This is a genomic window from Amycolatopsis vancoresmycina, assembly GCF_000716785.1.
Lineage (GTDB): Bacteria > Actinomycetota > Actinomycetes > Mycobacteriales > Pseudonocardiaceae > Amycolatopsis > Amycolatopsis vancoresmycina.
Window position 1 is genome coordinate 35,392 of the sequence record NZ_JNYY01000016.1, and the last position, 24,954, is coordinate 60,345.

19 protein-coding genes are annotated in these 24,954 nt (G+C 74.3%); 14 read left to right on the plus strand and 5 right to left on the minus strand.

The window, feature by feature from the left end; all coding sequences use genetic code 11:
• Window positions 1–138 precede the first annotated feature (138 nt).
• Genes fdh through nrfD form a run of 3 tightly spaced genes read left to right on the plus strand, consistent with a single transcriptional unit; the run spans window position 139 to window position 5,473 of the window.
• On the plus strand, window positions 139–3,414 hold the full coding sequence (gene fdh, locus OO60_RS32120; RefSeq protein ID WP_240490743.1) for a formate dehydrogenase: 3,276 nt from the start codon (window positions 139–141) through the stop codon (window positions 3,412–3,414).
• Window positions 3,411–4,460, plus strand: coding sequence for a 4Fe-4S dicluster domain-containing protein (locus tag OO60_RS32125; RefSeq protein ID WP_003094221.1), 1,050 nt, complete (start codon window positions 3,411–3,413; stop codon window positions 4,458–4,460). Before fdh ends, OO60_RS32125 begins: the two co-directional genes overlap by 4 nt.
• Window positions 4,457–5,473 (plus strand): NrfD/PsrC family molybdoenzyme membrane anchor subunit, encoded by a 1,017-nt coding sequence (gene nrfD / locus OO60_RS32130; RefSeq protein ID WP_003094224.1) that lies wholly within the window; start codon window positions 4,457–4,459, stop codon window positions 5,471–5,473. Before OO60_RS32125 ends, nrfD begins: the two co-directional genes overlap by 4 nt.
• Before the next feature lie 9 nt (window positions 5,474–5,482).
• On the opposite strand, the gene OO60_RS32135 is transcribed toward nrfD, so the two are convergent.
• Window positions 5,483–5,911: an STAS domain-containing protein gene (locus OO60_RS32135; protein ID WP_003094228.1), complete on the minus strand. Its 429-nt coding sequence runs from the start codon at window positions 5,909–5,911 to the stop codon at window positions 5,483–5,485.
• Window positions 5,912–6,276: 365 nt separating this feature from the next.
• On the opposite strand from OO60_RS32135, the gene OO60_RS32140 reads away from it, so the two are divergent.
• The 3 genes from OO60_RS32140 to OO60_RS32150 all read left to right on the plus strand — a co-directional run bounded on the left by OO60_RS32140 (window position 6,277) and on the right by OO60_RS32150 (window position 10,361).
• Window positions 6,277–7,623, plus strand: coding sequence for a protein kinase domain-containing protein (locus OO60_RS32140; protein WP_425304657.1), 1,347 nt, complete (start codon window positions 6,277–6,279; stop codon window positions 7,621–7,623).
• 202 nt (window positions 7,624–7,825) lie between these two features.
• Window positions 7,826–9,160, plus strand: a complete 1,335-nt coding sequence (locus tag OO60_RS32145) for a serine/threonine-protein kinase (protein ID WP_051767827.1) — start codon at window positions 7,826–7,828, stop codon at window positions 9,158–9,160.
• A 139-nt stretch (window positions 9,161–9,299) separates the two neighbouring features.
• The gene (locus OO60_RS32150; protein WP_063749436.1) at window positions 9,300–10,361 is read left to right on the plus strand and encodes a LacI family DNA-binding transcriptional regulator; all 1,062 of its coding nucleotides are present in this window, start codon (window positions 9,300–9,302) and stop codon (window positions 10,359–10,361) included.
• Window positions 10,362–10,451: 90 nt separating this feature from the next.
• Here OO60_RS32150 and OO60_RS32155 read toward each other — a convergent pair whose 3' ends face one another.
• Both OO60_RS32155 and OO60_RS32160 read right to left on the minus strand, forming a co-directional pair.
• Window positions 10,452–11,558 carry a substrate-binding domain-containing protein gene (locus tag OO60_RS32155; protein WP_244885616.1) on the minus strand — a complete coding sequence of 369 codons (1,107 nt, stop codon included), beginning with the start codon at window positions 11,556–11,558 and terminating at the stop codon, window positions 10,452–10,454.
• Window positions 11,558–13,354 carry a heparinase II/III family protein gene (locus OO60_RS32160; RefSeq protein WP_033262750.1) on the minus strand — a complete coding sequence of 599 codons (1,797 nt, stop codon included), beginning with the start codon at window positions 13,352–13,354 and terminating at the stop codon, window positions 11,558–11,560. Before OO60_RS32160 ends, OO60_RS32155 begins: the two co-directional genes overlap by 1 nt.
• Window positions 13,355–13,459: 105 nt before the next feature.
• On the opposite strand from OO60_RS32160, the gene OO60_RS32165 reads away from it, so the two are divergent.
• Genes OO60_RS32165 through OO60_RS32185 form a run of 5 tightly spaced genes read left to right on the plus strand, consistent with a single transcriptional unit; the run spans window position 13,460 to window position 19,497 of the window.
• On the plus strand, window positions 13,460–14,776 hold the full coding sequence (locus OO60_RS32165) for an ABC transporter substrate-binding protein (protein WP_033262751.1): 1,317 nt from the start codon (window positions 13,460–13,462) through the stop codon (window positions 14,774–14,776).
• Window positions 14,776–15,708, plus strand: coding sequence for a carbohydrate ABC transporter permease (locus tag OO60_RS32170; RefSeq protein WP_033262752.1), 933 nt, complete (start codon window positions 14,776–14,778; stop codon window positions 15,706–15,708). Before OO60_RS32165 ends, OO60_RS32170 begins: the two co-directional genes overlap by 1 nt.
• 41 nt (window positions 15,709–15,749) lie before the next feature.
• Window positions 15,750–16,559 carry a carbohydrate ABC transporter permease gene (locus tag OO60_RS32175; protein WP_081656028.1) on the plus strand — a complete coding sequence of 270 codons (810 nt, stop codon included), beginning with the start codon at window positions 15,750–15,752 and terminating at the stop codon, window positions 16,557–16,559.
• Window positions 16,556–17,566 carry a hydroxyacid dehydrogenase gene (locus OO60_RS32180; RefSeq protein ID WP_004559378.1) on the plus strand — a complete coding sequence of 337 codons (1,011 nt, stop codon included), beginning with the start codon at window positions 16,556–16,558 and terminating at the stop codon, window positions 17,564–17,566. Before OO60_RS32175 ends, OO60_RS32180 begins: the two co-directional genes overlap by 4 nt.
• Window positions 17,563–19,497 carry a DUF2264 domain-containing protein gene (locus tag OO60_RS32185; RefSeq protein ID WP_244885618.1) on the plus strand — a complete coding sequence of 645 codons (1,935 nt, stop codon included), beginning with the start codon at window positions 17,563–17,565 and terminating at the stop codon, window positions 19,495–19,497. The genes OO60_RS32180 and OO60_RS32185 overlap by 4 nt, the downstream gene beginning before the upstream one ends.
• Window positions 19,498–19,506: 9 nt before the next feature.
• On the opposite strand, the gene OO60_RS32190 is transcribed toward OO60_RS32185, so the two are convergent.
• Together OO60_RS32190 and OO60_RS32195 are read right to left on the minus strand one after the other, a co-directional pair.
• Window positions 19,507–20,232, minus strand: a complete 726-nt coding sequence (locus OO60_RS32190; protein ID WP_033262753.1) for an ABC transporter permease — start codon at window positions 20,230–20,232, stop codon at window positions 19,507–19,509.
• The gene (locus tag OO60_RS32195) at window positions 20,229–20,954 is read right to left on the minus strand and encodes an ABC transporter ATP-binding protein (RefSeq protein ID WP_033262754.1); all 726 of its coding nucleotides are present in this window, start codon (window positions 20,952–20,954) and stop codon (window positions 20,229–20,231) included. Before OO60_RS32195 ends, OO60_RS32190 begins: the two co-directional genes overlap by 4 nt.
• Before the next feature lie 227 nt (window positions 20,955–21,181).
• Between OO60_RS32195 and OO60_RS32200 the strand changes: the two genes are divergently transcribed.
• The 3 genes from OO60_RS32200 to OO60_RS32210 are packed head-to-tail and all read left to right on the plus strand — an operon-like array spanning window position 21,182 to window position 24,931.
• Window positions 21,182–22,822, plus strand: a complete 1,641-nt coding sequence (locus OO60_RS32200) for a beta-1,3-glucanase family protein (protein WP_033262755.1) — start codon at window positions 21,182–21,184, stop codon at window positions 22,820–22,822.
• Between the two features lie 40 nt (window positions 22,823–22,862).
• Window positions 22,863–23,555 carry a response regulator transcription factor gene (locus tag OO60_RS32205; RefSeq protein ID WP_033262832.1) on the plus strand — a complete coding sequence of 231 codons (693 nt, stop codon included), beginning with the start codon at window positions 22,863–22,865 and terminating at the stop codon, window positions 23,553–23,555.
• Complete coding sequence (locus tag OO60_RS32210) at window positions 23,552–24,931, plus strand: sensor histidine kinase (protein WP_033262756.1); 1,380 nt, start codon at window positions 23,552–23,554, stop codon at window positions 24,929–24,931. The genes OO60_RS32205 and OO60_RS32210 overlap by 4 nt, the downstream gene beginning before the upstream one ends.
• Window positions 24,932–24,954: the final 23 nt, after the last annotated feature.

Below are 24,954 nucleotides of genomic sequence, written 5' to 3' on the forward strand. Positions count from 1 at the left end.
ACGTCGCGAATGACTCATTCGGGACACCGGATGTCCCGAATGAGTCATTCGCGACATCGGCGGCGAGCGGGCCGGGCCGGGCCGGTTTAGTCTCGGGAGACCGCGGGTAGCCCGGCCGCACATGATCGGGAGGTGGACGTGGGACCACGGAAGTGGCTCGAGCTGTGGCCCGTCTACCGCCAGCTCACCGGCACCGACCCCCTCGGCCGCGGCAAGGCCGCCGAGTCCCCGCACTCGGCGGCGCTGGCCCCGCGCACCGCGAGCGCCGACCGGGTGGCCAAGTCCGTCTGCCCCTACTGCGCCGTCGGCTGCGGGCAGCAGGTCTTCGTCAAGGACGAAAAGGTCGTCCAGATCGAGGGCGACCCGCACAGCCCGATCTCCCGCGGCCGGCTCTGCCCCAAGGGCTCGGCCAGCAAGCAGCTGGTCACCGGGCCGCAGCGCGAGCAGAAGGTCCGGTACCGCGCGCCCTACGCGACCGAGTGGACCGAGCTCGACCTCGGCACGGCCATGGAGATGGTCGCCGACCGCGTGCTCGACGCCCGCCGCAAGGGCTGGCAGGACACCGACGACCACGGGAAGCCGCTGCGCCGCACCATGGGCCTCGCCAGCCTCGGCGGCGCCACCCTGGACAACGAAGAGAACTACCTGATCAAGAAGCTCTTCACCGCGCTGGGCGCGATCCAGATCGAGAACCAGGCCCGCATTTGACACTCCGCCACGGTTCCCGGTCTGGGGACCTCCTTCGGTCGCGGTGGCGCGACGGACTACCAGCAGGACCTGCAGAACGCCGACTGCGTCGTCATCATGGGCTCGAACATGGCCGAGGCGCACCCGGTCGGGTTCCAGTGGGTGATGGAGGCGAAGGCCCGCGGGGCCGAAGTGCTGCACGTCGACCCGCGGTTCACGCGCACCAGCGCGCTGGCCGACGCCCACGTCCCGCTGCGCGCCGGGACGGACATCGCGTTCCTCGGCGGGGTGATCAACCACATCCTGAGCAACGACCTGGACTTCCGCGAGTACGTGGTCGCCTACACCAACGCCTCCTTCCTGGTGTCCGAGGACTACCGCGACACCGAGGACCTGGACGGCCTGTTCAGCGGCTACGACGAGGCCAAGGCCGCCTACGACCCGGCCACCTGGCACTACGAGAACACCCGGCCGAAGGAGTCCCCGCACGGCAAGGAGACGTCGGCGTCCGACCAGCACGGCTCGGGCGGCCCGGTGCTCGAGGGCGGCAGCGAGGAGATCGCCGCCGACCCGACGCTGCAGCACCCGCGCTGCGTGTTCCAGATCCTCAAGCGCCACTTCGCCCGCTACACCCCGGAGATGGTCGAGGCGACCTGCGGGACGCCGAAGGCGCTCTTCCAGCGCGTCTGTGACGCCTGGACGCGCAACTCCGGCCGCGAACGCACCGCCGCGCTCGTCTACAGCGTCGGCTGGACCCAGCACAGCGTCGGCGCGCAGTACATCCGGGCCGGGTCGATCATCCAGCTGCTGCTCGGCAACATCGGGCGGCCCGGCGGCGGGGTGTTCGCGCTGCGCGGGCACGCCAGCATCCAGGGCTCGACCGACATCCCGACGCTGTTCAACCTGCTGCCCGGCTACCTGCCGATGCCCACGCCCGAGCAGGCCACCCTCGACGACTACCTCGAGACCGTCCGCGGCGACAAGCAGAAGGGCTTCTGGCGCAACGCCGACGCGTACACGGTGTCGCTGCTGAAGGAGTACTGGGGCGAGAAAGCCACCCCGGACAACGGCTTCTGCTTCGACTACCTGCCGCGGATCAACGGCGACCACGGCACCTACCGCACGGTCATGGACATGGTCGAGGGCAAGGTGTCCGGCTACTTCCTGCTCGGGCAGAACCCGGCGGTCGGGTCGGCGCACGGGCGGCTGCAGCGGCTCGGCATGGCCAACCTCGACTGGCTGGTCGTCCGCGACCTGACGATGATCGAGAGCGCCACCTTCTGGAAGGACGCGCCGGAGATCGAGACCGGCGAGATCGTGCCGGAGCAGTGCCGGACCGAGGTGTTCTTCTTCCCCGCCGCGTCGCACGTCGAGAAGGAAGGCACCTTCACCCAGACCCAGCGCATGCTGCAGTGGCGGGACAAGGCCGTCGAGCCGGCCGGGGACCAGCGGTCCGAGCTGTGGTTCTTCCACCACCTCGGGCGCCTCGTCCGAGAGCGGCTGGCGGGCTCGGACGACGAGCGCGACCGGCCGGTGCTCGACCTCGCCTGGGACTACGAGGTGCACGGCGACGAACCCTCCGCCGAGGACGTGCTGCGGCGGATCAGCGGCCAGGACCTGACCACCGGCAAGGAGCTCGGCGGCTACCTCGAGCTCAAGGCCGACGGCAGCACCTCCTGCGGCTGCTGGATCTACAGCGGCGTCTACGCCGACGGCGTCAACCAGGCCGCGCGCCGCAAGTCGCGGTTCGAGCAGGACCTCTACGCCCTCGAGTGGGGCTGGGTGTGGCCGCTGAACCGGCGGGTGCTCTACAACCGCGCCTCCGCCGACCCGCAGGGCCGGCCGTGGAGCGAGCGCAAGGCCCTGATCTGGTGGGACGCCGAGCGCGGCGAATGGACCGGCCACGACGTACCCGACTTCGAGAAGACCAAGCCACCGGACCACGTCCCGCCGCCGGACGCCGTCGGCCCGGCCGCCCTGCGCGGCGACGACCCGTTCATCATGCAGTCGGACGGCAAGGCGTGGCTGTTCGCGCCGTCGGGGCTGGCCGACGGCCCGCTCCCGACGCACTACGAGCCGCACGAATCGCCGTTCCGCAACCCGTTCTACGCACAGCAGGCCAACCCGGCGCGAAAGGTCTACGGCCGGCGCGACAACCCCTCGCACCCGTCGCCGCCGGAGCACGGCGGCGAGGTGTTCCCGTTCGTCTTCACCGCCGCGCGGCTGACCGAGCACCACACCGCGGGCGGGATGAGCCGGACCCTGCCGTACCTGTCGGAGCTGCAGCCGGACCTGTTCGTCGAGGTCTCCCCCGAGCTGGCGAAGCTGCGCGGCCTGGCGCACCTGGGCTGGGCGCACGTCGTCACCGCGCGGGCGGCCGTCGAGGCGCGGGTGTTCGTCACCGACCGGATGGCGCCGCTGCGGGTGCAGGACCGGGTGGTGCACCAGGTGTGGATGCCTTACCACTGGGGCACTTCCGGGCTGGTGTCCCGTGACGTCGTCAACGACCTGTTCGGCGTGGTGCTGGACCCGAACGTGTTCATCCAGGAGAGCAAGGTGACCACCTGCGACGTCCGGCCCGGCCGCCGGCCGCGCGGCGCCGAGCTGCTCGCCCTGCTCGCGGAGTACCGGGACCGCGCCGGCATCACGGCGGAGACGGGGACGCAGGTGGCGACCGTGCACGAGACGCGGCACGTGGAACCCGGCCACGAGGAGGACGGGACATGAGCATCGAGGACCGGCTGTCCGGCCCGCTGCCGGACGTCGCCGGGGAAGCCGGGCACACCGGGCACCCGCCGCGGGTCGGGTTCTTCACCGACACGTCGGTGTGCATCGGCTGCAAGGCCTGCGAGGTCGCTTGCAAGGAGTGGAACGCCGTTCCCGAGGACGGGCTCGACCTGCTCGGGATGTCGTTCGACAACACCGGCGCGCTCGGCGCGAACTCGTGGCGGCACGTCGCTTTCATCGAGCAGCAGCGTCCGCTCGGCGAGCAGTCGCCCGGGCTCGAAGGGCTGCCGACCGGGCCGTCCGCGATCGACGTGACCACCGCGTTCGTCGCCGACGAGCTGCGGCAGGCCCCGCTCGGCGGCGGCGAGCTGGGCACCTCTCCCCTGCCGCGCGCGCCGGAGGACCTCGGGATGCCGTCGTTCGACCTGCCCGGCGCGAAGACCGGCGCCGAGGGCCGGACCGACTTCCGCTGGCTGATGGCGTCGGACGTGTGCAAGCACTGCACCCACGCCGGCTGCCTCGACGTCTGCCCGACCGGCGCGCTGTTCCGCACCGAGTTCGGCTCGGTCGTGGTGCAGCAGGACATCTGCAACGGCTGCGGCTACTGCGTTTCCGGCTGCCCGTACGGCGTCATCGACCGCCGTCCCGGCGACGGGCGGGCGCAGAAGTGCACGCTCTGCTACGACCGGCTCCACGACGGCCTCGAACCGGCGTGCGCCAAGGCGTGCCCGACCGACTCGATCCAGTTCGGCGAGCTCGACGAGCTGCGCGAGCGGGCGGCCCGCCGGGTCGAGCAGCTGCACGAACGCGGCGTGCCCGAAGCCCGGCTCTACGGCCACGACCCGGCCGACGGCGTCGGCGGCAACGGCGCGTTCTTCCTGCTGCTGGACGAACCCGAGGTCTACGGGCTGCCGCCGGACCCGGTGGTGCCGACGCGCGAACTGCCCGCGATGTGGAAGTACGCCGGGATGGCGGCGTCGGCGCTGCTCGCCGCCGCCGTCGCGTCGTTCGGGTCGTTCGGGTCGTTCGGAAGGAGGCGCCGGTGACCCCGCGCGAACCGCGCAGCGACGCCGGAGCCGCCGACACCCGTGCCCGCGTGTTCGGCGGCCGCCGCAAGCGCGGTGGCTCCGGCGAAGAGCTGATGGTCCCCAGCGCCGAATTCCGGTCCTACTACGGGCGGCCGGTGCTCAAGCCGCCGGTGTGGGAGTGGAAGGTGCCGGCGTACCTGTTCACCGGCGGCGTCGCGGCGGGCACGTCGCTGCTGGCCGCGGGCGCGGACCTGACCGGGCGCCCGTCGCTGCGCCGCGTGGGCCGCACCGGGTCGCTGGCCGCGCTGCTGGCCAGCGTGTACCTGCTGGTCGCCGACCTCGGGCGGCCGGAACGCTTCCACCACATGCTGCGCGTCGCGAAGCCGACGTCGCCGATGAGCGTGGGAACCTGGATCCTGAGCGCCTTCGGCCCCGGCATGGGGATCGCGGCGGCGGCCGAGGTGCTGCCCGCCGGGCTGCGCCGCCGCCTGCCGGGACGGCTGCTGGGCGCGGTGGCCCGGCCGGCCGGGCTGGTGTCGGCGGCCGTGGCCCCGGCGGTGGCGTCCTACACGGCGGTGCTGCTGTCGCAGACGGCGGTCCCGGCCTGGCACGAGGCCCACCCGCAGCTGCCGTTCGTGTTCGCCGGCTCGGCGGCGGCGAGCTCGGGCGGGTTCGCGATGGCGCTGGTCCCGGTCGAGGAGGCCGGCCCCGCGCGGGCGCTGGCGGCCTTCGGCGCGGCGACGGAGCTGGTGGCGTCGAAGGTGCTGGAGCAGCGGCTCGGGCTCACGGCGGAGGCGTACACGACGGGCAAGGCGCACCGGCTGCGGAAGTGGTCGGAACGGCTGACCGCCGCCGGCCTGCTCGGCACGCTGCTGGGCCACCGCAGCCGCGCGGTCTCGGTGGCGGCCGGGGCGGCCCTGTTCGCCGGAAGCGCCTTGCAGCGCTTCGGGGTCTTCGAAGCCGGGGTCGAGTCCACAAAGGACCCCAAGTACGTCGTGGTGCCCCAGCGGGAGCGCGCCGGCCGGCGGTGACGGCGCCGGTCAGTCCGTCCGATGTGGACGTCCGGGGAGCAGCCGCGGCAGGACGGCCAGCCAGTCCAGCGCCGCGGCGACGCTGCCGTGGATCGGCAGCACGTGGTCCAGCCCCAGGACCCGGATCGGCCGCAGGACCGGCCGCCGGTCGGCGGCGATGGCGAACGGCACCCCGCTCACGTGCGCCTCGGAGGCGGCGACCAGCAGTTCCGTGATGCCGCCGGACCCGCAGAACCCGACGCCGGTGAGGTCGAGGACCAGGGCCCGCGGAGCGAGGTCGAGCTCTTCGCCCAGCCGGCCGCGGAGCCGGCCGAGGGCGGCCAGGTCGACGTCGCCGCGCACGGTGACGATCGTGGCCTCCGCGGTGGCCGTGACCCGCAGGGTCATCCCGGCCGGGACGTCGATGGGGCGGCTCGGGACGGCGAGCTGGTCGAGCACACGGCCTCCTCGGAGCGAGGGACGCCCGGGGACGGATCCCGGCGTCGCGCAGGGTGGACGGCTCCCTGCTGAACCGCGACACCCCCACCGTACGCCCCACGGCGGGCGGCGGGCACCGCGCGGGATTCACCGGTCCCGGCGGCTTTCCGGCGGATCTTCACCCCGGGCTTCGGCAAGGGCGGCCACCGGCCACATTGTCCACAATGGACTGCGCGGAATTCGTCGAACGGGCCGATCATGGTAACGGTTCCCGCGCGAGTGACCGAACGAACTCCCCGCCCGCGCCCGTTCTCTGCTAAAAAGGCCCTCGTTCACGAAGTTCGCCGAGCGACGCAGGGGTACGGGTGGCTTTCGAGGAGCAGCTCGTGAGCGGGCGGTACCGGATCCTGGGACGCATCGGCCGCGGTGCGATGAGCGTCGTGTGGCAGGCCAGGGACGAACGCCTGGACCGCGTCGTCGCGGTCAAGCAGTTCCTGCCCGAGCCGGGGACCGGGCCGGCGCCGGCCGGGATCTGCGACCGGGCGATCCGGGAAGCGCGGCTGGCGTCCCGGCTGCGGCACCCGAACGCGATCGCGGTGTACGACGTCCTCGAGGACGCGGGCTCGATGTACCTGGTCATGGAGTACGTGCCGGCCCGCTCGCTGACCGACGTGCTCGTCGAGCGGGGCGCCCTGCCGCGGTGCGACGTGGTCCGGCTCGGGCGGCAGCTCGGGGCCGCGCTGGCCGCCGCGCACGGGGACTGGATCGTGCACCGGGACGTCACCCCGAACAACGTGCTCGTCTCCGCCGACGGCACCGCCCGGATCACCGACTTCGGGGTGTCGCGCGCGCTCGGCGAGCACCTCGCGGCCGAAGCCGACGTCATCGTCGGCACCCTCCCCTACCTGGCCCCGGAGGTCGCCCGGGGTGGCGAAGCCGGCCTGCCGTCCGACGTCTACGGGCTCGGTGCCACGCTCTACACCGCCCTCGAAGGCACCCCGCCGTTCGGCACCAGCGACGACCCGATCACGCTGCTGCGGCGGATCACCGAAAACCAGCTCGTCCCGCCGCCGCACGGCGGCCCGCTCACCGGCGTGCTGATGCGGATGCTCGAACGCGATCCCGCCGCGCGCCCCACGATGCAGGAGGCGGTCGCCCTCCTCGCCGAGGTGGGGCGGCCGGCGACCGCGGCGGCACCCCGCCGTCCCGGGCTGCGCCGCGTCGCCGTGGCCGGGGCCGCCGTGTGCGTGACGTCGGCGTGCGTGGCGGCCGGGCTGGCCTTCACCGGTGAGCCGGAGACCACCGCGGCCCCCGTCGAACGGCCCCCGGCGACCGTCACCGCGGACCACACCGTCAGCGCCACCACCACCGCACCCGCGCCGCCGCCGTCCCGGATCACCGAGGCGCCACCGGCGCGCCCGGCCGCCGCGGGGTGCACCGCGCGGTTCGCGGTCACGAACTCGTGGCCGGGCGGCGCCCAGGCCGAGGTGACCGTGCACAACGACCGGCCGACGCGGCTGTCCGGCTGGACGGTGACGTGGGCCGTGCCCGGCGGCGCCGTCGTCCGGAACCTCTGGAACGGGACCCTCACCCGGGCCGGCTCGACGGTGACCGTCACCGACGCGGGCTGGAACGCGCTGGTCGAACCGGGCGCGTCGGCGTCGTTCGGGCTGATCCAGGACCTCGCGGACGGCCGGGCCGCCGTCCCGGTCCTCGCCTGCCGCCCGAACTGACCGCGGAATACCGTTACCGTTCCGACACAACCGGATCGGCCTTTTCTCCGTAGCGCCGAAATGCTTTCCCGGTATCCGGAGCGAAATCGTCGAAGGCGATTTCGCGAACCACCCGCGTGAGTGAATTCCCCGCGGACGCCGAACGCCGCGCCCGGGCGGGCCGTGTTCCCGGCGACGGCAACCGCAGGAGGGGAGCGTGCCCGTGGACGACGGGACAGTGATCGCCGGCCGCTACCGCGTGCTCGGCCGCGCCGGGCACGGCGCGATGGGCACCGTGTGGCGGGCGCGGGACGAGCGGCTCGACCGCGTCGTCGCGATCAAGCAGCTGTTCGGCGACTCCGGCACCGACGCGGCGGCCGCGGACCGCACCCGGGCCCGGACGGTCCGGGAGGCCCGGGTGGGCGCCCGCCTGCGCCACCCGCACGCGGTGGTCGTCTACGACGTCGTCGAGCACGAAGCGGCGTCCTACATCGCGATGGAGTACCTGCCGTCCCAGACGCTCACCGAAGTGCTGGAAGACGAAGGGCCGCTGGTGCCCGAGTACGTGGCCGAACTCGGGCACCAGCTCGCCTCGGCGCTGGCCGCGGCGCACGGCGAAGGCGTCCTGCACCGCGACATCAGCCCGAACAACGTCCTCGTCACCACCGACGGCGTCGCGAAGATCACCGACTTCGGGGTGGCGCACGCGCCCGGCGAGGGCACGGCGACCGGAGGCGGGCTCGTCGTCGGCACGCCGGCCTACCTGGCCCCGGAGGTCGCGGACGGCGCCGACGCCGGCTTCCCGTCCGACGTGTACTCCCTCGGCGCGACGCTCTACACCGCCCTCGAAGGCCGGCCGCCCTTCGGCACCGACCACAACCAGCTGGCGCTGCTCAAACGCGTCGTGCGCGGCGAGGTCCGCCCGCCGCGCACCGCCGGGCCGGTCACCGACGTCGTCCTCCGGCTGCTGCACCGGGATCCGGCGGCCCGGCCCACGATGGCCGAAGCGGCCCGGCTGTTCGGCCGCCGCGCCATCGGGGGCGCGCCGGCCCCGGTCCCGGCTCCCGTGGCCGCCGAGCCCGTGCCCGTGCGCCGCCGGCGTGCCCGCGCTGCGCTCGCGGGGACCGTGCTGGTGCTGACCGGGGCCGGGATCGTGGCGGCGACGTCGATCCCGGCGCGGTCCGAGCCCGCGAGCGCGCCCGCCCAGCTCGCTTCGGCACCGTCCACCACCCCCTTCGCCGCGGGGCCGCCCGGCTGTGCGGCGCGCTACCAGGTCGTCAAGTCGTGGGACGGCGGTTTCCAGGGTCTGGTGACCGTGCGCAACAGCGGGCGCGCCGACCTCGCCGGCTGGACGGTCAGCTGGCCGACGCCGCCCGGGACGGCCATCGACGACCTGTGGAACGGCAGGCTGCTGCGGACCGGTGCCACCTCGGCGATCGCGAACGCCGAGTGGAACGGGGTGCTGCGCCCCGGCGAAACGACCACGTTCGGCTTCGTCGCCCTGGCTCGCGCCGGCCGCCGCGGACTCCCCGTGACCGACTGCCGCCCCGCGCGGTGAGACTGCGCGTCCGGCCGCCGACGAAGGTGGCTTGACCAGTCCCGTTGGCCGCCATTATGGTCAGCCTTCCCCTTTCGTGTTAACGCTAACGCTCCACCGGACAACGGACCGGACAATGGCCCGGGAAAGTGCTCGAACAATGACGAATCCCCGCGACGCCGCGGACGAACCGGGCGGAGCAGGCCGCGGTGCGGTGACGATCACCGACGTGGCGAACGCGGCCGGCGTCTCGGCGAGCACGGTGTCGTACGTGATCACCGGCAAGCGGACGATCTCCCCGGCGACGCGGCGGCGGGTCGAGCAGACCATCCGCGCGCTCGGCTACCGGCGCCGCACCGGCTCGCCGCCGCAGTCCCCGGCCCGGGCCGGGGTGCTGGCGATCGCGGTGCCGCCGCACGGCGACCGGCACGTGGGCGCGGAGATGGAGTTCTTCTCGGCGGCCGCGGGCGCGGCCCGCGAACTCGGCTTCGACCTGCTCCTGGTCACCGACGAACAGGGCACGACGGGCCTGCACCGGGTGACGTCGGCCGCGCTGGCCGACGCGGTGATCGTGCTGGACGCCGCCGACGGCGACCCGCGGGTGCCCGTCCTGCTCGCCTCGGGCCGCCCGGCGGTCCTGGTCGGCGCGCCCGGGCGGCACCACGGGCTGGCCGCACTGACGCTCGACTTCCGGCCGGCCGCGCAGGCGTGCCTCGACCACCTGGCCGGCCTCGGCCACCGCTCGATCGTCCACCTGGGACCGTCCCCCACGGCGCCCGGCCACCGGCGGCGCTACCTCGAGGACTTCACCGGCCACCTGCGTGAGGCCGCGGCCCGCCGAGGCGTGGAAGCGCTTTCCCAGCCGTGCGAGCCGACGGCCGAAGACCTCGGCCGCTGCCTCGGCGAGCTGCTCGGCGCGGGCGGCCCGACCGCACTGGTGGTCCACGACGAAGCCGCGCTGCCGCTGGTGCCGCTGGTGCTGCGGAACCGCGGCCTGCGGGTTCCCGAGGACGTGTCGGTGGTGGCGGTCTGCTCGGCGACGGTGGCCGAGCACCAGCGCATCCGCCCGACGGCGGTGGTGATCCCGGCCCGCGAACTCGGCGCGCTCGCCGTCGACCGGGCGGTCCGCCAGCTCGACGGAACCCCGGCCACCGAACCGGAAACCGTCCTCCCGGACCTGGTCACCGGCGCGACGACCGGCCCAGCGCGGAACCGGTCGTGAGTGGTAAGGCGGGTTCTAACTCGCCTTACCACTCACGACCTCCTGGGGCAGCAGCGGCGGGCCGCCGAACCGGTTTCGCGGCCGGTGGCCTCACGACGACGCGACCGCGTCGGCGCCGCAGGATTCCCGGACCACCAGCGTCGGCCACAACTGCAGGCGGTGGACCGGACGCCCGGCCGGGTCGGCGAGGCGGGCCAGCGCCAGCTCCGCGGCCACCGCACCCAGCCGGTGCTTCTGCGGGCACACCGCCGTCAGCGGGGGGTCCGAGGCCGCCGCGACCTCGTCGTCGTAGGTGACCACCGCCAGCTCGCCGGGCACCGCGATGCCGCCGTCGCGGGCCCGCTCGATCAGGCCGATCGCCTCGCGGTCCGAGTGCACCAGCAGGGCTCCGGCCCCGGCGCGGCGGCACCGGTCCAGCAGCGCGTCGTACTCCGCCGCCCAGCCCGGGGTGCCGTAGACCGGGACGTCGAGATCCGGCGACGTGGCGGGGTCCAGGCCCAGTGAGCCGATCGTCTCGCGCCAGCCGGTGCGCAGCGCGCGGCTGGTCGGGCTGGACCGGGACGTCACCAGGCCGACGCCGCGGTGGCCCAGTGACACCAGGTGCCGCACGGCCAGGCCCGCGCCGAGCGCGTGCGCGGTCGTGGCCGCGTCCAGGGCCAGCGTGGGCAGTTCCGGCGGCGGCAGGCGTTCGACCAGGACCACCGGGACGCTGAGCGAACCCAGCCAGCGCAGCAGGTCCAGCGCGCCGCGGCCGCTGGTGGCCGGGGCGGCCAGCAGCGTCTGCACGCCGCGTTCGAGCAGCTTGGTGACCTGACGGCGGTCCTCCGCCGCGTCGTAGCTGGACGCGCGCAGCACGAGGCGCCCGCCCGCCGCCGCCACCGTCGTCTGGGCGCCCTGAACCACCGGCGGCCAGTAGTACTCCACCGACGGCGTCACCATGCCGACCAGCGCGCCGGGCACGACCGGGCCGAACATCGAGCCGGCGGCGCGCCCCGGCTCGGGCGGGCCGCCGCGGGGCCGGGTCAGGGTGACCCCGCCGTGCACCCGCGTCAGCAGCCCGCGGTCGGCCAGTTCGGTGACGTCCCGGCGCACGGTGACCGCGGTGACGCCCAGCCGCTCGACCAGCTCGGTGAGCCGGACCGCGCCGTGTTCGCGCACCAGCGACAGGATCAGCTGGTGCCGTTCCGAAGCGAGCATCACCGGACCCGCTCCAGCCGGACCCGCGCGGGTCCGGCCCGCACGAGCAGGGTCAACCGGCTCAGGTGCGAACCCCAGGCGGCCCGCAGCAGCGGGTCGGCCAGCGGCCGCCGCTCGAGGTCCGCGGTGGTGTGCCGGGGATCCCAGCTCAGCCGCACCCGGACCCCGCCCGAGGACACCAGAGCCTCGCCGTCGGCCAGCTCCACCTCACCCGCCAGGACGTGCCGGAGCCGCACCGGCCGGACGCTGTCGTCGTCCGCCACGACGACGTGCGCGGAAGGACCGCGGACCAGCCGCACCGACCGGATCCAGCGCGCCACCCCCGGGTAGGCGCCGGCGAGGTCCGCGGTCAGGGCGGCTTCGGACGCGGTGAGCGCCGCCCGGACGTCCCGCGCCCCGGCCGCCTCACCGGGCTGCTGCGTGACGCCCGGCTCGGGGACGTTGTGCCACTCGCTGCGCAGCGGCCAGGCCCGGTACCGGTCCGGCCCGAAGCTGGCCGCGGTGTAGGTCGGCTGCCCGGCGTCGGCCACCACCGGCACGCCGTCGACCGCCACCCAGTAGGACCCGACGTCGAGGTGGTTGTGCCGCTCGCCGTTGTACCCGGCCTTGACCGCCACGGTCAGCCCGCGCGCGGTGCCCGCCGTCTCCCGGGCCACCAGCACCTGCACCCGCGGCAGCCACTCCTCGCGCGCCAGCCAGGGTTCGCCCGGTTCCGCCGCCGCCACCGCCGCGCGCCAGCCGGGGTCGGCCAGGCCCGCGAGAGCGCGGCCCAGCCCGGCCGACGGCCACACGAGCCGGCCGCCCGCCCGGGCCCGGCCGGCCGCGAACGCGCACACGGCGGTGTCACCGAGCCGCTCGCCCCACCGGTGCAGGACGTGCCACGGCTGGGCCGGCGGCAGGCGGGCCGGGGCGTCCCCCGCGTTGACGTACGCGTCGCCGCCCAGGTGCATCCGGTGCGGGAAGCGGATCAGGTCCCCGAGCACGGGCAGGTCCGGCCCCTCCTCGCCGCAGCGGGCCAGCAGGTCGAGGCATTCCAGCAGGCGGCAGGCACCGTGCCACCAGTAGGCGACGCCTTCGTCGACACCGCCGTCGTCGGGCAGCACGGCGACGTAGTGCCCGAGGCCGTCGACGACCAGCCGGACCAGCCGCCGTCGCCGCGCTTCGTCGTCGACGAGCAGGAGCGCGGCGGTGAGGACGGCGCTGTGGATCCACGGGTTCCAGTTGTGCGCGTCGCCGTCCAAGCCGAGCCAGTGCCAGTCGCGGATCCGCTCGAACGGCGTCAGGACGCGGAGCTCGACCTCCCGCCGCAGACGTTTGCGCAGCCCCGGAGCCCGGTGGTCGAGGTGCGGGCCGAGGGCGTGATCGGCCCAGGCGAACAGGGACGCGACCTCGGCCGCGCCCAGGTCGAGGAACGGGTCGTCGGGGTCGGCCAGCACTTCGCCGCGCCCGGCCGCGTGCCGGTCGTGCGGGGCCCAGCACCAGGTGGTCGCCTCGGCGAGGGCGGCCAGCCCGTCGATCGCGGCGTCCAGGAACGGCACCTCGTCCGGTGGCGCCTCGCCGGTCAGCACCGCGGCCAGCACCAGCGTGGTCACGCGGTCGCGCAGCTCGCGGGCGGCGTCTTCGTAGTCGGTCCGGACCCCGTCGCGGAACGTGCGGGCCCACGCCGTGGCCGTCAGGACGGGCGCCGGCCGGGCGAGCAGCGCGCGGGCGTCGGCGAGCACGGCGGCGCCGTCGGCCGCGTCCCAGACCGCGCGGTCACGGACGTCGGGGAAGCCGAAGCGCGCGCTCCGGACCATGGCGTTCCTTCGGTTCTGATCGTTTGTGATCGCTTTTGCGCCGAAATGTTGACTCGCACTATGGCACACCCCGACAGTGACAGCCATCACTTCGACGGAGGAGCAATGACGCTTCGGCGATCGGCCGGCCTGACCCGCCGGACCTTCCTGTCCGCCACCACCGGGCTCGCCGCCGCCGGGCTCCTCGGCGGCTGCGCGTCCCCGACCACCACGGCCTCCGGCGCGACCCGCGTGCGCATCTGGTCCTGGCTCACCGGCATGGACAAGTACGTCGCCGCGTTCAACGCGGCGCACCCGGACGTCTCGGTGGAGCTGAACGTGATCGCGTCCGGGCTCAAGGGCGGCTACGCCCAGCAGGCCAACGCCCTGCGCGCGCACAACGCCCCGGACATCCTGCACACCGAGTACCAGGGCCTGCCGCAGCTGCTGACCACCGGCGGCCTGCGCGACCTCACCGCGGACCTGGCGGACCTCGAACGCGGCTACTCCCCCGCCGCCTGGCAGGGCGTGCGGCCGGGCGGGCGCACCTGGGCGGTGCCGATGGACCTCGCCCCGATGGTGCTCTACCACCGCAAGGACCTGTTCGACCGGCACGGCATCGCGGTGCCGCGCACGTGGGCGGAGTTCCGGACCGCCGCGCAGGCCGTGCAGACGGCGGACCCGGCCGCGCGGGTGACGACGTTCCCGCTCAACGACGGGTCGTTCTTCGCCGGGATGTGCTGGCAGGCGGGCGATCCGTGGTGGCGCGTCGACGGCGGCGCCTGGCGGGTGGACATCGACGGCGCAGGCACCCGGCGGACCGCGGACTACTGGCAGGGCATGATCGGCGACGGCCTGGTCGCCACCGCCCCGACCGGCGACCAGGACTGGATCGGCGCGATGCACACCGGCCGGCTGTGGGGCCTGCTCGGGGCGTCGTGGAGCGTCGGCACGCTCGTCAAGTCCATCCCGAAGGACACCGGCCGGTGGGCGGTCACCACGATGCCGACCTGGGACGGCGTGCCGTCCACCGGCGTGCAGGGCGGCAGCGCGTTCGCCGTCTCCGCCGAAAGCCGGGTGCCCGAAGCGGCCGTGAAGTTCCTGCGCTGGCTGAGCACCGACCCGGCCGTGGCGAAGATCGGCACGACGTTCACCACGCCGTTCCCGGGTTACCTGCCGAGCCGGGACGTCGCCCGGAAGGCGTACCGGGGCGGGTACTTCCTCGGCGACCCGGTGTACGACGTGCTCGACGAAGCCGCCCGGCGCGTCCCGGACTGGACGTGGGGCCCCAACGCCCTGCGGATGTTCTCGGCCGTCGTCGACCACCTGGGCGGGGTGAAGACCGGCGGCACGACCCTGGCCGCCGCCGTCCGGCAGACGCAGGCCGACGCCGTCGCCGAGCTGCGCGAGCGGGGATTGACCGTGTGGGAAGGGAAAGCCTGATGACCGTCCTCGTTCCCGAGCGCGCCGCGAGCGCCCCGGCACCGGCGAGCCCGAGCGCCCCGGCGCGCGGCCGCCGTGGCCGCGGGCGCGCCGGCCTGGTGCTCGCGGCGCCGTTCGCGATCCTGCTGACCGCCACCGTGCTCGTCCCGATCGGGTACGCGCTCTACCTGAGCCTGTTCACCGATCGCCTGTCCGGCCTGGGTTTCTCGGGCCCGCGGCAGGCGTTCGTCGCGCTCGGCAACTACGCCGGCGTGCTCACCGACCGCGCGTTCCACGCCAGTCTCGGCAACGTGGCGCTGTTCGTCGTGGTGCACATCCCGATCATGCTGGGCCTGGCGCTGCTCCTGGCGCTGCTGGTCGACTCGGCGGTCGTGCGGCTCAAGCGCGTGTGGTCGCTGGCGGTCTTCCTGCCCTACGCGGTGCCGACCGTGATCACCGGGCTGATCTGGGCGTACCTCTACAGCCCGAACTCCGGGCTGACCGCGCTGCTGCCGGTCGACCCGCTGGGCAAGACCGGCATCCTGCCCTCGATCGTGAACATCGCGACCTGGCAGTGGGTCGGCTACAACATGATCATCTTCTACACCGCGCTGCAGGCGGTCCCCCGTGACGTGCTCGAGGCCGCGCGCGCCGACGGCGCCGGGGGTGTCCGCACGGCGTGGTCGGTCAAGGTCCCGATGATCCGGCCGACGATGTTCGTCGCCCTCGTGTTCACCGTCATCGGGTCCCTGCAGCTGTTCACCGAACCGCTGGTGCTGCGCGGGTTCACCGGTTCCGTGACGAGCACCTGGTCCCCGAGCCTGTACGTGTACGAAGCCGCGTTCATCGCCAACGACTACGGCCGCGCGGCCGCCGCGTCCGTGCTGCTCGCGCTGGTGTCCGCCCTGCTCTCGGCGCTGGTCATGCGCCTGTCCGCCCGGAGGTCCCGGTGACGCTGTCTTCAACCGGTTCGCGGTGGACGTCCCGCACGGTCGTGCACGTCCTGCTGGTGCTGGCCGCGCTCTACGCGGTGCTGCCGCTGGTCTGGCTGGTCACCTCGGCCACCAAGTCCGTCGGCGACTTCTCCACGACGGGAGCGTTCGAGCTCGGGCAGTGGAACCTCGGCACCAACCTCGGCGCCCTGTTCACCCAGGAGAACGGCGTTTTCCTGGCCTGGATCCGCAATTCGCTGCTCTACGCCGGCCTCGGCGCGGTGCTCGGCTCGCTGATCTGCGCCGGGTGCGGGTACGCGATCGCGAAGCTCGACTTCCCGGGCCGGCGCGTGCTGTTCGCCGTCACGCTGGCCGGTGTCCTCGTGCCGACCACCGCGCTGGCCCTGCCGCTGTACCTGCTGGCGTCCCGGCTGCACGTGGTCGGGACGTTCTGGGCGGTGTTCGTCCCGTTGCTCACCAACCCCTTCGGCGTCTACCTCGCCCGGGTCTACGCCGAAGCCGCGGTGCCCGGCGAGGTGCTCGAAGCCGCGCGGACCGACGGCGCCGGCGAGCTGCGGACGTTCTTCACCATCGCGCTGCCGATGATGCGACCCGGCCTGGTGACGATCTTCCTGTTCCAGTTCGTCGGGATCTGGAACAACTTCTTCCTGCCGCTGGTGATGCTCACCGACCCGCAGCTGTTCCCGATGAGCCTCGGCCTCTACCAGTGGAGCACGCGCGTGACGCAGTTCCCGCAGTACAACCCGCTCGTCGTCACCGGCTCGCTGCTGGCGGTGCTGCCGCTGGTGGTCGCGTTCGTGCTGCTGCACCGGCAATGGCGGTCCGGGCTGGCCGCGGGCAGCGTCCAGTGACGCGGCGCCCGGAGACGCTGCTGGTGCTGGGCCGGGACACGATGCGGCTGCAGTTCGGCGACGCGGAACTGGCGCGGCTGCGCGCCGCGGCCCGGCTCGGCGATCCACTGTGGACCGGCGAGCTCGGCTCGGCGGCGGTGCGGGCCCGGCTGGCGGAGGTGGAGGTGCTGATCACGTCGTGGGGCTGTCCCCCGCTCGACGAACAGGTGCTGCGGGCCGCGCCGAACCTGCGCGCGGTGCTGCACGCGGCCGGCAGCGTCCGCGACCACGTCGGCGCGGCGGTGTTCGACCGGGGCCTGCTGGTCACCACGGCCGCCGGCGCCAACGCCGAGCCGGTCGCCCAGTACACCCTGGGCGCGATCCTGTGGGCGTTCAAGAAGGTGCCGTTCCTGGCCGCCGACGCCCGCGCCTTCCGGGAGGACTGGCGCTACCGCGACCACCGCGGCGAGCTGTCGGGCCGGGACCGCACGGTGGTGCTGGTGGGCTTTTCGCGCGTCGGACGGCGGGTCGCCGCGCTGCTGCGGCTGCTCGACCTAGCCCGGGTGCTCGTCGTCGACCCGGTCGCCGGCCCCGAAGAGATCCGCGCCGCCGGCGCCGAACCGGCCACGCTCGCCGAAGCCCTGCCGCAGGCGGACGTCCTCAGCCTGCACGCGCCGTCGCTGCCGGAGACCCGGCACATGATCGGCGCCGCGGAGCTGGCCGCGCTGCCCCCGGGCGCGGTGCTGGTCAACACCGCACGGGGAGCGCTGGTGGACACGGCGGCCCTCGAACGCGCCTGCGGCGACGGCCTCCACGCCGTCCTCGACGTCACCGAGCCGGAGCCGCTGCCCGCCGCGTCGCCGCTGTACGACCTGCCCAACGTGGTGCTGACGCCGCACGTGGCGGGCTCGCTGGGCACGGAGACCCGGCGGATGACCGCCGAGGCGCTCGGCGAACTGGAGCGGTACGCCGCCGGGCTGCCGCCCCGGGCGCCGGTGACGCGGCATTCCCTGGCGGTGCAGGCGTGACGGCCTTCGAGCACCAGCGGCTGACCGCCGTCGAAGACCGGCGCCTCTCGCCCTACACCGGCTGGACCCGCGAGCACTGGACCGCCCTCGCCGACCGGATGCTCGCCGCGGTCGTCCCCCACCGCTCCCCCGGTGGCGCCCGGATCGACCTGCCCGGCCCGGCCAGCCGCAACGGCCGCGTCTCCGACGGCCTGGAGGGGTTCGCGCGGACGTTCCTCCTCGCCGGGTTCCGTGTCGCCGGGGAGCGCGGCGCGGACCCCGGCGGGCTGCTCGAGCCGTACGCGCGCGGGCTGGCGGCCGGCACCGATCCGGCGTCCCCGGAAGCGTGGCCGCGGCCCGACGAGCTCGGACAGTCCAAAGTGGAGGCCGCGTCGATCGCCCTGGTGCTGCAGCTGACCCGGCCCTGGCTGTGGGACCGGCTCGACGACCCCGTCCGGGAGCGGGTCGTCGCCTGGCTGGCGACCGTCGTCGGGCAGCCCTACCCGCCGATCAACTGGGTGTGGTTCCGGATCGTCGTCGAGTCGTTCCTGCGCGAGGCCGGCGGCCCGTGGTCGGCCGCGGACGTCGAAGAGGACCTCGCCGTGCACGCCTCGCTGCGGCGGCCCGGCGGCTGGCTCAGCGACGGCGACGAGCGCGCCTACGACCACTACACGGGCTGGGCGCTGCACCTGTACCCGCTGCTGTGGACGCACTTGTTCGACGTCACCGGCAGCCTGTGCCCCGGCTCGCTGCGCCACCGGTGGGCCGCGGACCTGCGCGAGTACCTCGACGACGCCGTGCGGCTGGTGGGCGCTGACGGCTCGCCGCTGCTGCAGGGCCGCAGCCTGGTCTACCGCTTCGCCGCCGCGGCACCGTTCTGGGTCGGCGCGGTCACCGGGACGTCCCGGCTGGCCCCGGGCCTGACCCGGCGGGTGGCCGGCGGGATGGTGCGGCACTTCGCCGGCCGGGGCGCGTTCGAACCGGACGGGCTCCTGTCCCTCGGCTGGCACCACGCCTGGCCGTCGATGCGCCAGGCGTACTCCGGGCCGGGCTCGCCGTACTGGGCGGCCAAGGGCCTGCTCGGGCTGGCGCTGCCGGCGGACCATCCCGTGTGGACGGACACCGAAGAGCCGCTCCCGATCGAAACCGGCGACGTCGCCCGTGTCGTCGCCGCGCCCGGCTGGCTGGTTTCGGGACGGCGCCGCGACGGCATCGCCCTGGTCGTCAACCACGGCACGGACCACGCCCGGCCCGGCGACCCGCGGTCCGACGCACCGCTGTACGCCCGGCTCGGCTACTCGACGGCCACCGTGCCCCCGCTCGGTTCCCTGCCCGACAACACGGTCGCCGTGCTCGACGCGGACGGCCGGGCGAGCCACCGGGCCGGGTTTTCGACGTGCTACACGGCCGAACTGCCGGGCGGGGTGCTGGCGGCGGCGTCCCGGGGCCGCGTCCGGTGGGTCGACCCCACCGGCGACGACGCACCGGACCACGGCTCGGGCCGCCGCGGCCCGGTGGTGCCGGGGCCGGTGCTGACCGTCGTTTCCGTGGTGCGCCACGGGATCGAGGTCCGGCTCGCGCGGCTCGGCGCCGGAACCCGGCCGCTGCGGCTGAGCGGGTGGCCGGTGGCGGCCGCCGCCCCGCCGCGGGTGACCCGGACCGCCGGGTCCGCCACGGCGGACACCCCGCAGCTGCGGTCCGCGGTGCGGGCCCTGCGCGGCTTCGCCACGGCGGACGTGGCGGTCGAAGCCGGCACCTCCCCGCTGGGCGAGTGGACGGCGATCCCGTTCGTCACCACGGCCGGTCCCCCGGCACCCGGCGAGGTGCTCGCCGCCGTGGTCCTCCTGGACCGCGGCGGTCCCGCCGGCCCCGACCCGGTCCTGACCGTGACCGGGGATCGGGTGATGCTGACGTGGTCCGACGGTCTCACCACCGAAGTCGTCATCCCCTGACCGGTGCCGTCACGGGGTCCGGCGGCGCAGGGTCGCCGCCCCCAGCAGCAGCGCGAGGACCGCGCAGCCGGCGACGATGCCGACGTTGCGCAGCAGCGTGCCGTCGATCTCGGGCGAGCGGGTCACGTGCGTGAGGGCGTCCACGGCGTAGGACAGCGGCAGGACGTCCGACACCGCGCTCAGCACCCAGCCCATGTCGCCGCGCGGGACGAACAGCCCGCACAGCAGGAACTGCGGCAGCACGAACACCGGCAGGAACTGGATCGCCTGGAACTCGGTGCGGGCGAACGCGCTGACGAACAGCCCCAGCGCGGTCCCGAGCAGCGCGTCCAGCACCACGATCAGCAGCAGCGCCCAGACCGGGCCGGCGATGTCGAGCCCGAGCCAGGTCAGGGCGATCCCGGCCGCCACGACCACCTGCAGGACCGCCAGCAACCCGAACGCCAGCGCGTAGCCGAGCAGCAGGTCCAGCTTGCCGATCGGCAGGGTCATCAGGCGCTCCAGCGTGCCGGTCGTGCGCTCGCGCAGGGTCGTCACCGAGGTGAGCAGGAACATGATCGTGAACGGGAAGATGCCCAGCAGGGCCGGGGCGACCGCGCTGAACCGCTGCTCCGAATTCAGCACGTACCGCAGCAGGATCATCAGGACGCTGGGCACCGCGACGAGCAGCACGACCGTGCGCGGGTCGTGCCGCAGCTGGGTGAGGATCCGCCGGGTGGTGGCCAGTGCGTTCACCGCGCCACCCCTTCCCGGCCCTTGATCAGCCGCAGGAAGGCCTGTTCGAGGTCGGCGGCGCCGGTGCGGGCGCGCAGCTGGGCCGGGGCGCCCCTGGCCAGCAGCGTGCCCCGGTGCAGCAGCAGGAGGTCGTCGCAGCGGGCGGCTTCGTCCATGACGTGGCTGGAGATCAGCAGGGTGGTCCCGGCCGCCGCCAGCGTGTGGAAGAGCGTCCACAGCTCGTCGCGCAGCTCGGGGTCGGAGCCGACCGTCGGCTCGTCCAGCACCAGCAGCTCGGGCGTGCCCAGCAGCGCCACCGCCAGGTTGGCCCGGCCGCGCTGGCCGCCCGACAGCCGGCCGACCAGGGTGCGGGCCGACGTGCCCAGCCCGGTCTGCGCGATCACCCGGTCCACATCGGACGGACCGGTGCCGAGCACCGCGGCGAAGTAGCGCAGGGCCTCGGTCACGGTCAGGTCGGCGTAGATCGCCGGGTCCTGGGTCGCGTAGCCGATCCGCCGCCGCAGGTCCGGGCTGCCCGCCGCGCGGCCGAGCACGGTGACCCGGCCCGCCTCGACGACCTGCACGCCGACGATCGACCGCATCAGCGTGCTCTTCCCGCAGCCGTTGGGCCCGAGCAGGCCGGTGACGGTGCCCCGCCCGACGGTGAACCCGATGCCGCGCAGGACGTCGTGCCCGCCGCGGCGGACACGCAGGCCGGTCACCTCGATCGCCGGTTCGTCCATGGCCCGCTCCTTCCCGCCCCTCATGGTGCGCGCCCGGGCGGGCCCGGGCAAGACCGGCCACCCTTCTCTCCACAAAGGACGGTGACCGGACCAGCCGGCGCACTGGTCCGGCTACGAAAGGGCAGCTTCGTGGTCCGTTAGTCCCCAACCCGGGCCGCCGGATGTTGACCCGGCCGGAAGCGGTACCTACCGTCCGGCGGACACGAAAGCCCTTTCCAGGAGGTGCCATGCTGTCGAGGCGTACCTTCGTCACCGCGGGCCTGGCGGCCGCCGCGGCCGGAACGTCGCTGTGGTCCGCACTGGCCGCGCCGAGCGCCCGTGCCGCCGCGGCCCTGCCGCTGACGCTGAAGAACAATTCCGGCAGCGGCACCGTCTACGCCTACATCAGCGGCGCGGACACCGCGGGCCGCCCCGGGTTCGTGACCGCCGACGGCCGGTTCCAGGCGCTGCCCAACCCGTCTTCGCCGGTCACCCCGATCCCCGACTACGCGATCCCGCTGACCGGCTCGGGCGCGCAGCGCACGGTGACGCTGACCGACTACCTCATCGGCGGCCGGGTGTGGTTCTCGGTGGACAAGAAGATCCAGTTCTTCGTCAACCCCGGGCCCGGCCTCGTCCAGCCCGGCTTCACCAGCTCGGACCCGAACTGGCAGACGAACTGGACGTTCTGCGAGTTCACCTACAACAGCGCGAACCTGTACGCGAACATCAGCTACGTCGACATGGTGGCGCTGCCGGTGTCGATGGCCACCACCGGCGCGGCCGGCGCCCAGTCGGTCAGCCCGCTGCCGAGCGGCGCTCTCGGGAGCATCGCGGACGGGCTGCGCGCGCAGCACAACGCCGACGGCGCACCGTGGGACCGGCTGGTCGTCACCGACGGCAGCGGCCAGGTGGTGCGGGTGCTCGCGCCGAGTCACTCCCCGGCCGACTTCGGCGGCTACTGGACGAACTACCTCAACGCCGTCTGGGACCACTACCGCTCGACGCCGCTGACGATCAACGGGCAGGGCGGCATCGGCTCCTACACGGGCACGGTCAGCGGGGACGCGATCGTGTTCGCCGGCCTGAACACCAACGGCGTGCCGTTCACCAAACCGAGCGCGGCGGACATCTTCGGCTGCGCGAGCGGCCCGCTGTACAACTCCGGCAGCGACGCCCGCGGCGCGGTCGCCGCCCGGCTGGCCGCGGCGCTGAACCGCAGCAGCCTCCTGGTGGCGGGCGGCAACAACCAGCCCGACGGCGTGCCCCCGTCGCAGTACTACCGCGACGCGACGACCAACCACTACGCGCGCCTGGTGCACCAGTACGCGTCGATCGGCTACGCGTTCCCGTACGACGACGTGGGCCCGACGGGCGCCCAGCCGGTCGACGGCCACCTCCAGGACCCGGCCCCGACGTCCTGGACGGTGTCACTGGGCGCGGGCGGCGGCACGACCCCGCCGCCGGGCAACGGCGGTACGAGCGCGTACTCGACGATCCAGGCGGAGGCGTACACCGCCCAGAGCGGCACCCAGAACGAGTCGTGCACGGACACGGGCGGCGGCGTGGACGTGGGCTGGATCGCGAACGGCGACTGGCTGAAGTACCCGGGCATCGACTTCGGCTCCAGTTCACCGAACCAGTTCGTCGCCCGCCTGGCCTCGGGCGCGGCGGCCGGGGTGAGCGGCGCGATCAAGGCGCGGCTGGACAGCGTGTCGGGGCCGGTGATCGCGGAGATCGACTTCGCGAACAACGGCGGCTGGCAGCAGTGGCAGACGGTCCCGGCCAACATCGTCGGCGCGGCGACGGGGGTGCACGACCTGTACCTGACGTTCTCGGGCAGTTCGTCGGACTTCGTGAACGTCAACTGGTTCACCTTCACCCGCTAGCGAGCCGGCCCGCGCGCCCCGGCGGTGGCGCGCGGGCATGATGGCGGCCATGCCGCACCGTGTCCTGCTCGCCGACGACGATCGTGCCATCCGGGAATCGCTCGTCCGGGCGCTCGACCTCGAGGGTTACCACGTCACCGAGGTGACCGACGGCGTCAGCGCGCTCGCCACCGCCCGGCGGGACGAATTCGACGTCATCGTCCTCGACGTGATGATGCCCGGTGTCGACGGCCTCGGGGTCTGCCGCGTGCTGCGGGCCGAGGGCGATCCGACGCCGATCCTCATGCTCACCGCGCGGGTCGAAACGCCCGATCGGGTGGCCGGGCTGGATGCCGGGGCCGACGACTACCTGCCCAAGCCGTTCGAACTCGACGAGCTCCTCGCGCGCCTGCGGGCCCTGCTGCGGCGCACGTCGCCCGAACCGGAAGCGCGGCGGACCGTGCGGCTCGGGGAGCTCGCCGTCGACCCGGCCGCACGGCGGGTGTGGTGGCAGAGCACCGAGATCACCCTCTCGAAGACCGAATTCGACCTCCTCGAACTGCTCGTCCGCAACGCCGGGATCGTCCTCGACCGGGCCACCATCTACCAGCGGATCTGGGGCTACGAGTTCGGCGCGGACTCCAAGAACCTCGCCGTCTACATCGGCTACCTGCGGCGCAAGCTGGAGCAGGCCGGGGCCGCCGGCCTGATCCACACCGTGCGCGGGGTCGGCTACTCGGTGCGGCCGTCGTGAGCCTGCGCAGCCGCCTCGCCATCGCCTTCGCCGGGGTCGGCGCCGCGGTGGCCATCCTCGTCGGGCTCTTCAGCTACCAGGCCGCCTCGCAGCGGATCGACGCCGAGCTCGACCGGTCCCTGCTGACGACGTCGGCGGAAATCGCCGCCGGGGCGACGCAGGTCCTCGCGCCGAGCCCGGTCACCCGCGGTCCGGACGACGACGACCACGACGAGGCCCAGCCCATGGCCGCGCAGGCGATCGCGCCGGACGGCGGCGTCCACCCGCTCGGCGGCCGCCGGGTGCGCCTCCCGGTCGGCGACGCCGACCGGGCGCTGGCCGCGACCGGCGCCCTCGGCGACCACCGCTACACGGACTTCACCGCGGGCCGCGACGACTACCGGGTGATCACCGTGGCCCTCGGGCCCGGCCGGGGTGCCGTCGAGCTGGGCATCGACGTCGACGAGTCCCGGCACGTCCTGAAGGGCCTGGCCGCCCGCATCACCGGGGTCAGCGCGCTCGTACTGGCCGCTGCCGCCCTGGCCGGGTGGCTGCTGGCCCGGCAGATCACCCGGCGGCTGGTCCGGCTGACCCGGGTCACCGAGCAGGTCAGCGACGGACGGCTCGACGACGTCGCCGTGCCCACCGGCGGCCGCGACGAGGTCGGCAGGCTCGCGACGTCGTTCGACCGGATGCTCGGCCGGCTCGCCGACGCCCGCGCCGACCAGGAACGGCTCGTCCAGGACGCCGCCCACGAGCTGCGGACCCCGCTGACCAGCCTCCGGACCAACGCCAGCGTGCTGCGCCGGTTCGCCGAGCTCAGCCCCGAGTCCCGCGCCCGGCTGCTCGACGACGTCGACGGGGAGACCCGCGAGCTGACCCACCTCGTCGACGAGCTCGTCGAGCTCGCGACCCGGCGCTACGAGGCCGAGGAACCGGCGCCGGTGGAGCTCGGCGAGATCGCCGGCCGCGCCGCCGAGCGCGTCCGGCGGCGGTCCGGGCGCGCCATCACCGTCGAGGCCGATGCGTCCGCGCTGACCGGCCAGGCGAAGGCCCTCGAACGCGCGGTCGCGAACCTGCTGGAGAACGCCGTGAAGTTCGCGCCCGAGGGCCCGGTCGAAGCCGTGGTGCGGGACGGCCGCGTCGAGGTGCTCGACCGCGGACCCGGCATCGGCGACGGCGACGCGGCCCGGGTGTTCGACCGCTTCCACCGCGCGGACGGCGCCCGCGGCCTGCCGGGCTCGGGCCTCGGGCTGGCCATCGTGCGGGAGATCGCGCTGGCCCACGGCGGCACGGTCTTCGCGGAGCCGCGCCCCGGCGGCGGCGCGGTGGTCGGGTTCACCGTCGGAGCCGATCTTCTCTTACCGAACTCTCACCCCGGTCACGTCGACGGCTAACCGGGCTCGGGAAGGGTGGATCC

Excerpts from the sequence above, each read along its gene's own strand:
- OO60_RS32165 (WP_033262751.1), top strand. The coding sequence starts at position 13,460 with ATGACGCTTCGGCGATCGGCCGGCCTGACCCGCCGGACCTTCCTGTCC.
- OO60_RS32200 (WP_033262755.1), top strand. The coding sequence starts at position 21,182 with ATGCTGTCGAGGCGTACCTTCGTCACCGCGGGCCTGGCGGCCGCCGCG.
- OO60_RS32155 (WP_244885616.1), bottom strand. The coding sequence starts at position 11,558 with ATGCTCGCTTCGGAACGGCACCAGCTGATCCTGTCGCTGGTGCGCGAA.
- OO60_RS32160 (WP_033262750.1), bottom strand. The coding sequence starts at position 13,354 with ATGGTCCGGAGCGCGCGCTTCGGCTTCCCCGACGTCCGTGACCGCGCG.
- OO60_RS32205 (WP_033262832.1), top strand. The coding sequence starts at position 22,863 with ATGGCGGCCATGCCGCACCGTGTCCTGCTCGCCGACGACGATCGTGCC.
- OO60_RS32125 (WP_003094221.1), top strand. The coding sequence starts at position 3,411 with ATGAGCATCGAGGACCGGCTGTCCGGCCCGCTGCCGGACGTCGCCGGG.
- OO60_RS32150 (WP_063749436.1), top strand. The coding sequence starts at position 9,300 with ATGACGAATCCCCGCGACGCCGCGGACGAACCGGGCGGAGCAGGCCGC.
- OO60_RS32170 (WP_033262752.1), top strand. The coding sequence starts at position 14,776 with ATGACCGTCCTCGTTCCCGAGCGCGCCGCGAGCGCCCCGGCACCGGCG.
- OO60_RS32195 (WP_033262754.1), bottom strand. The coding sequence starts at position 20,954 with ATGGACGAACCGGCGATCGAGGTGACCGGCCTGCGTGTCCGCCGCGGC.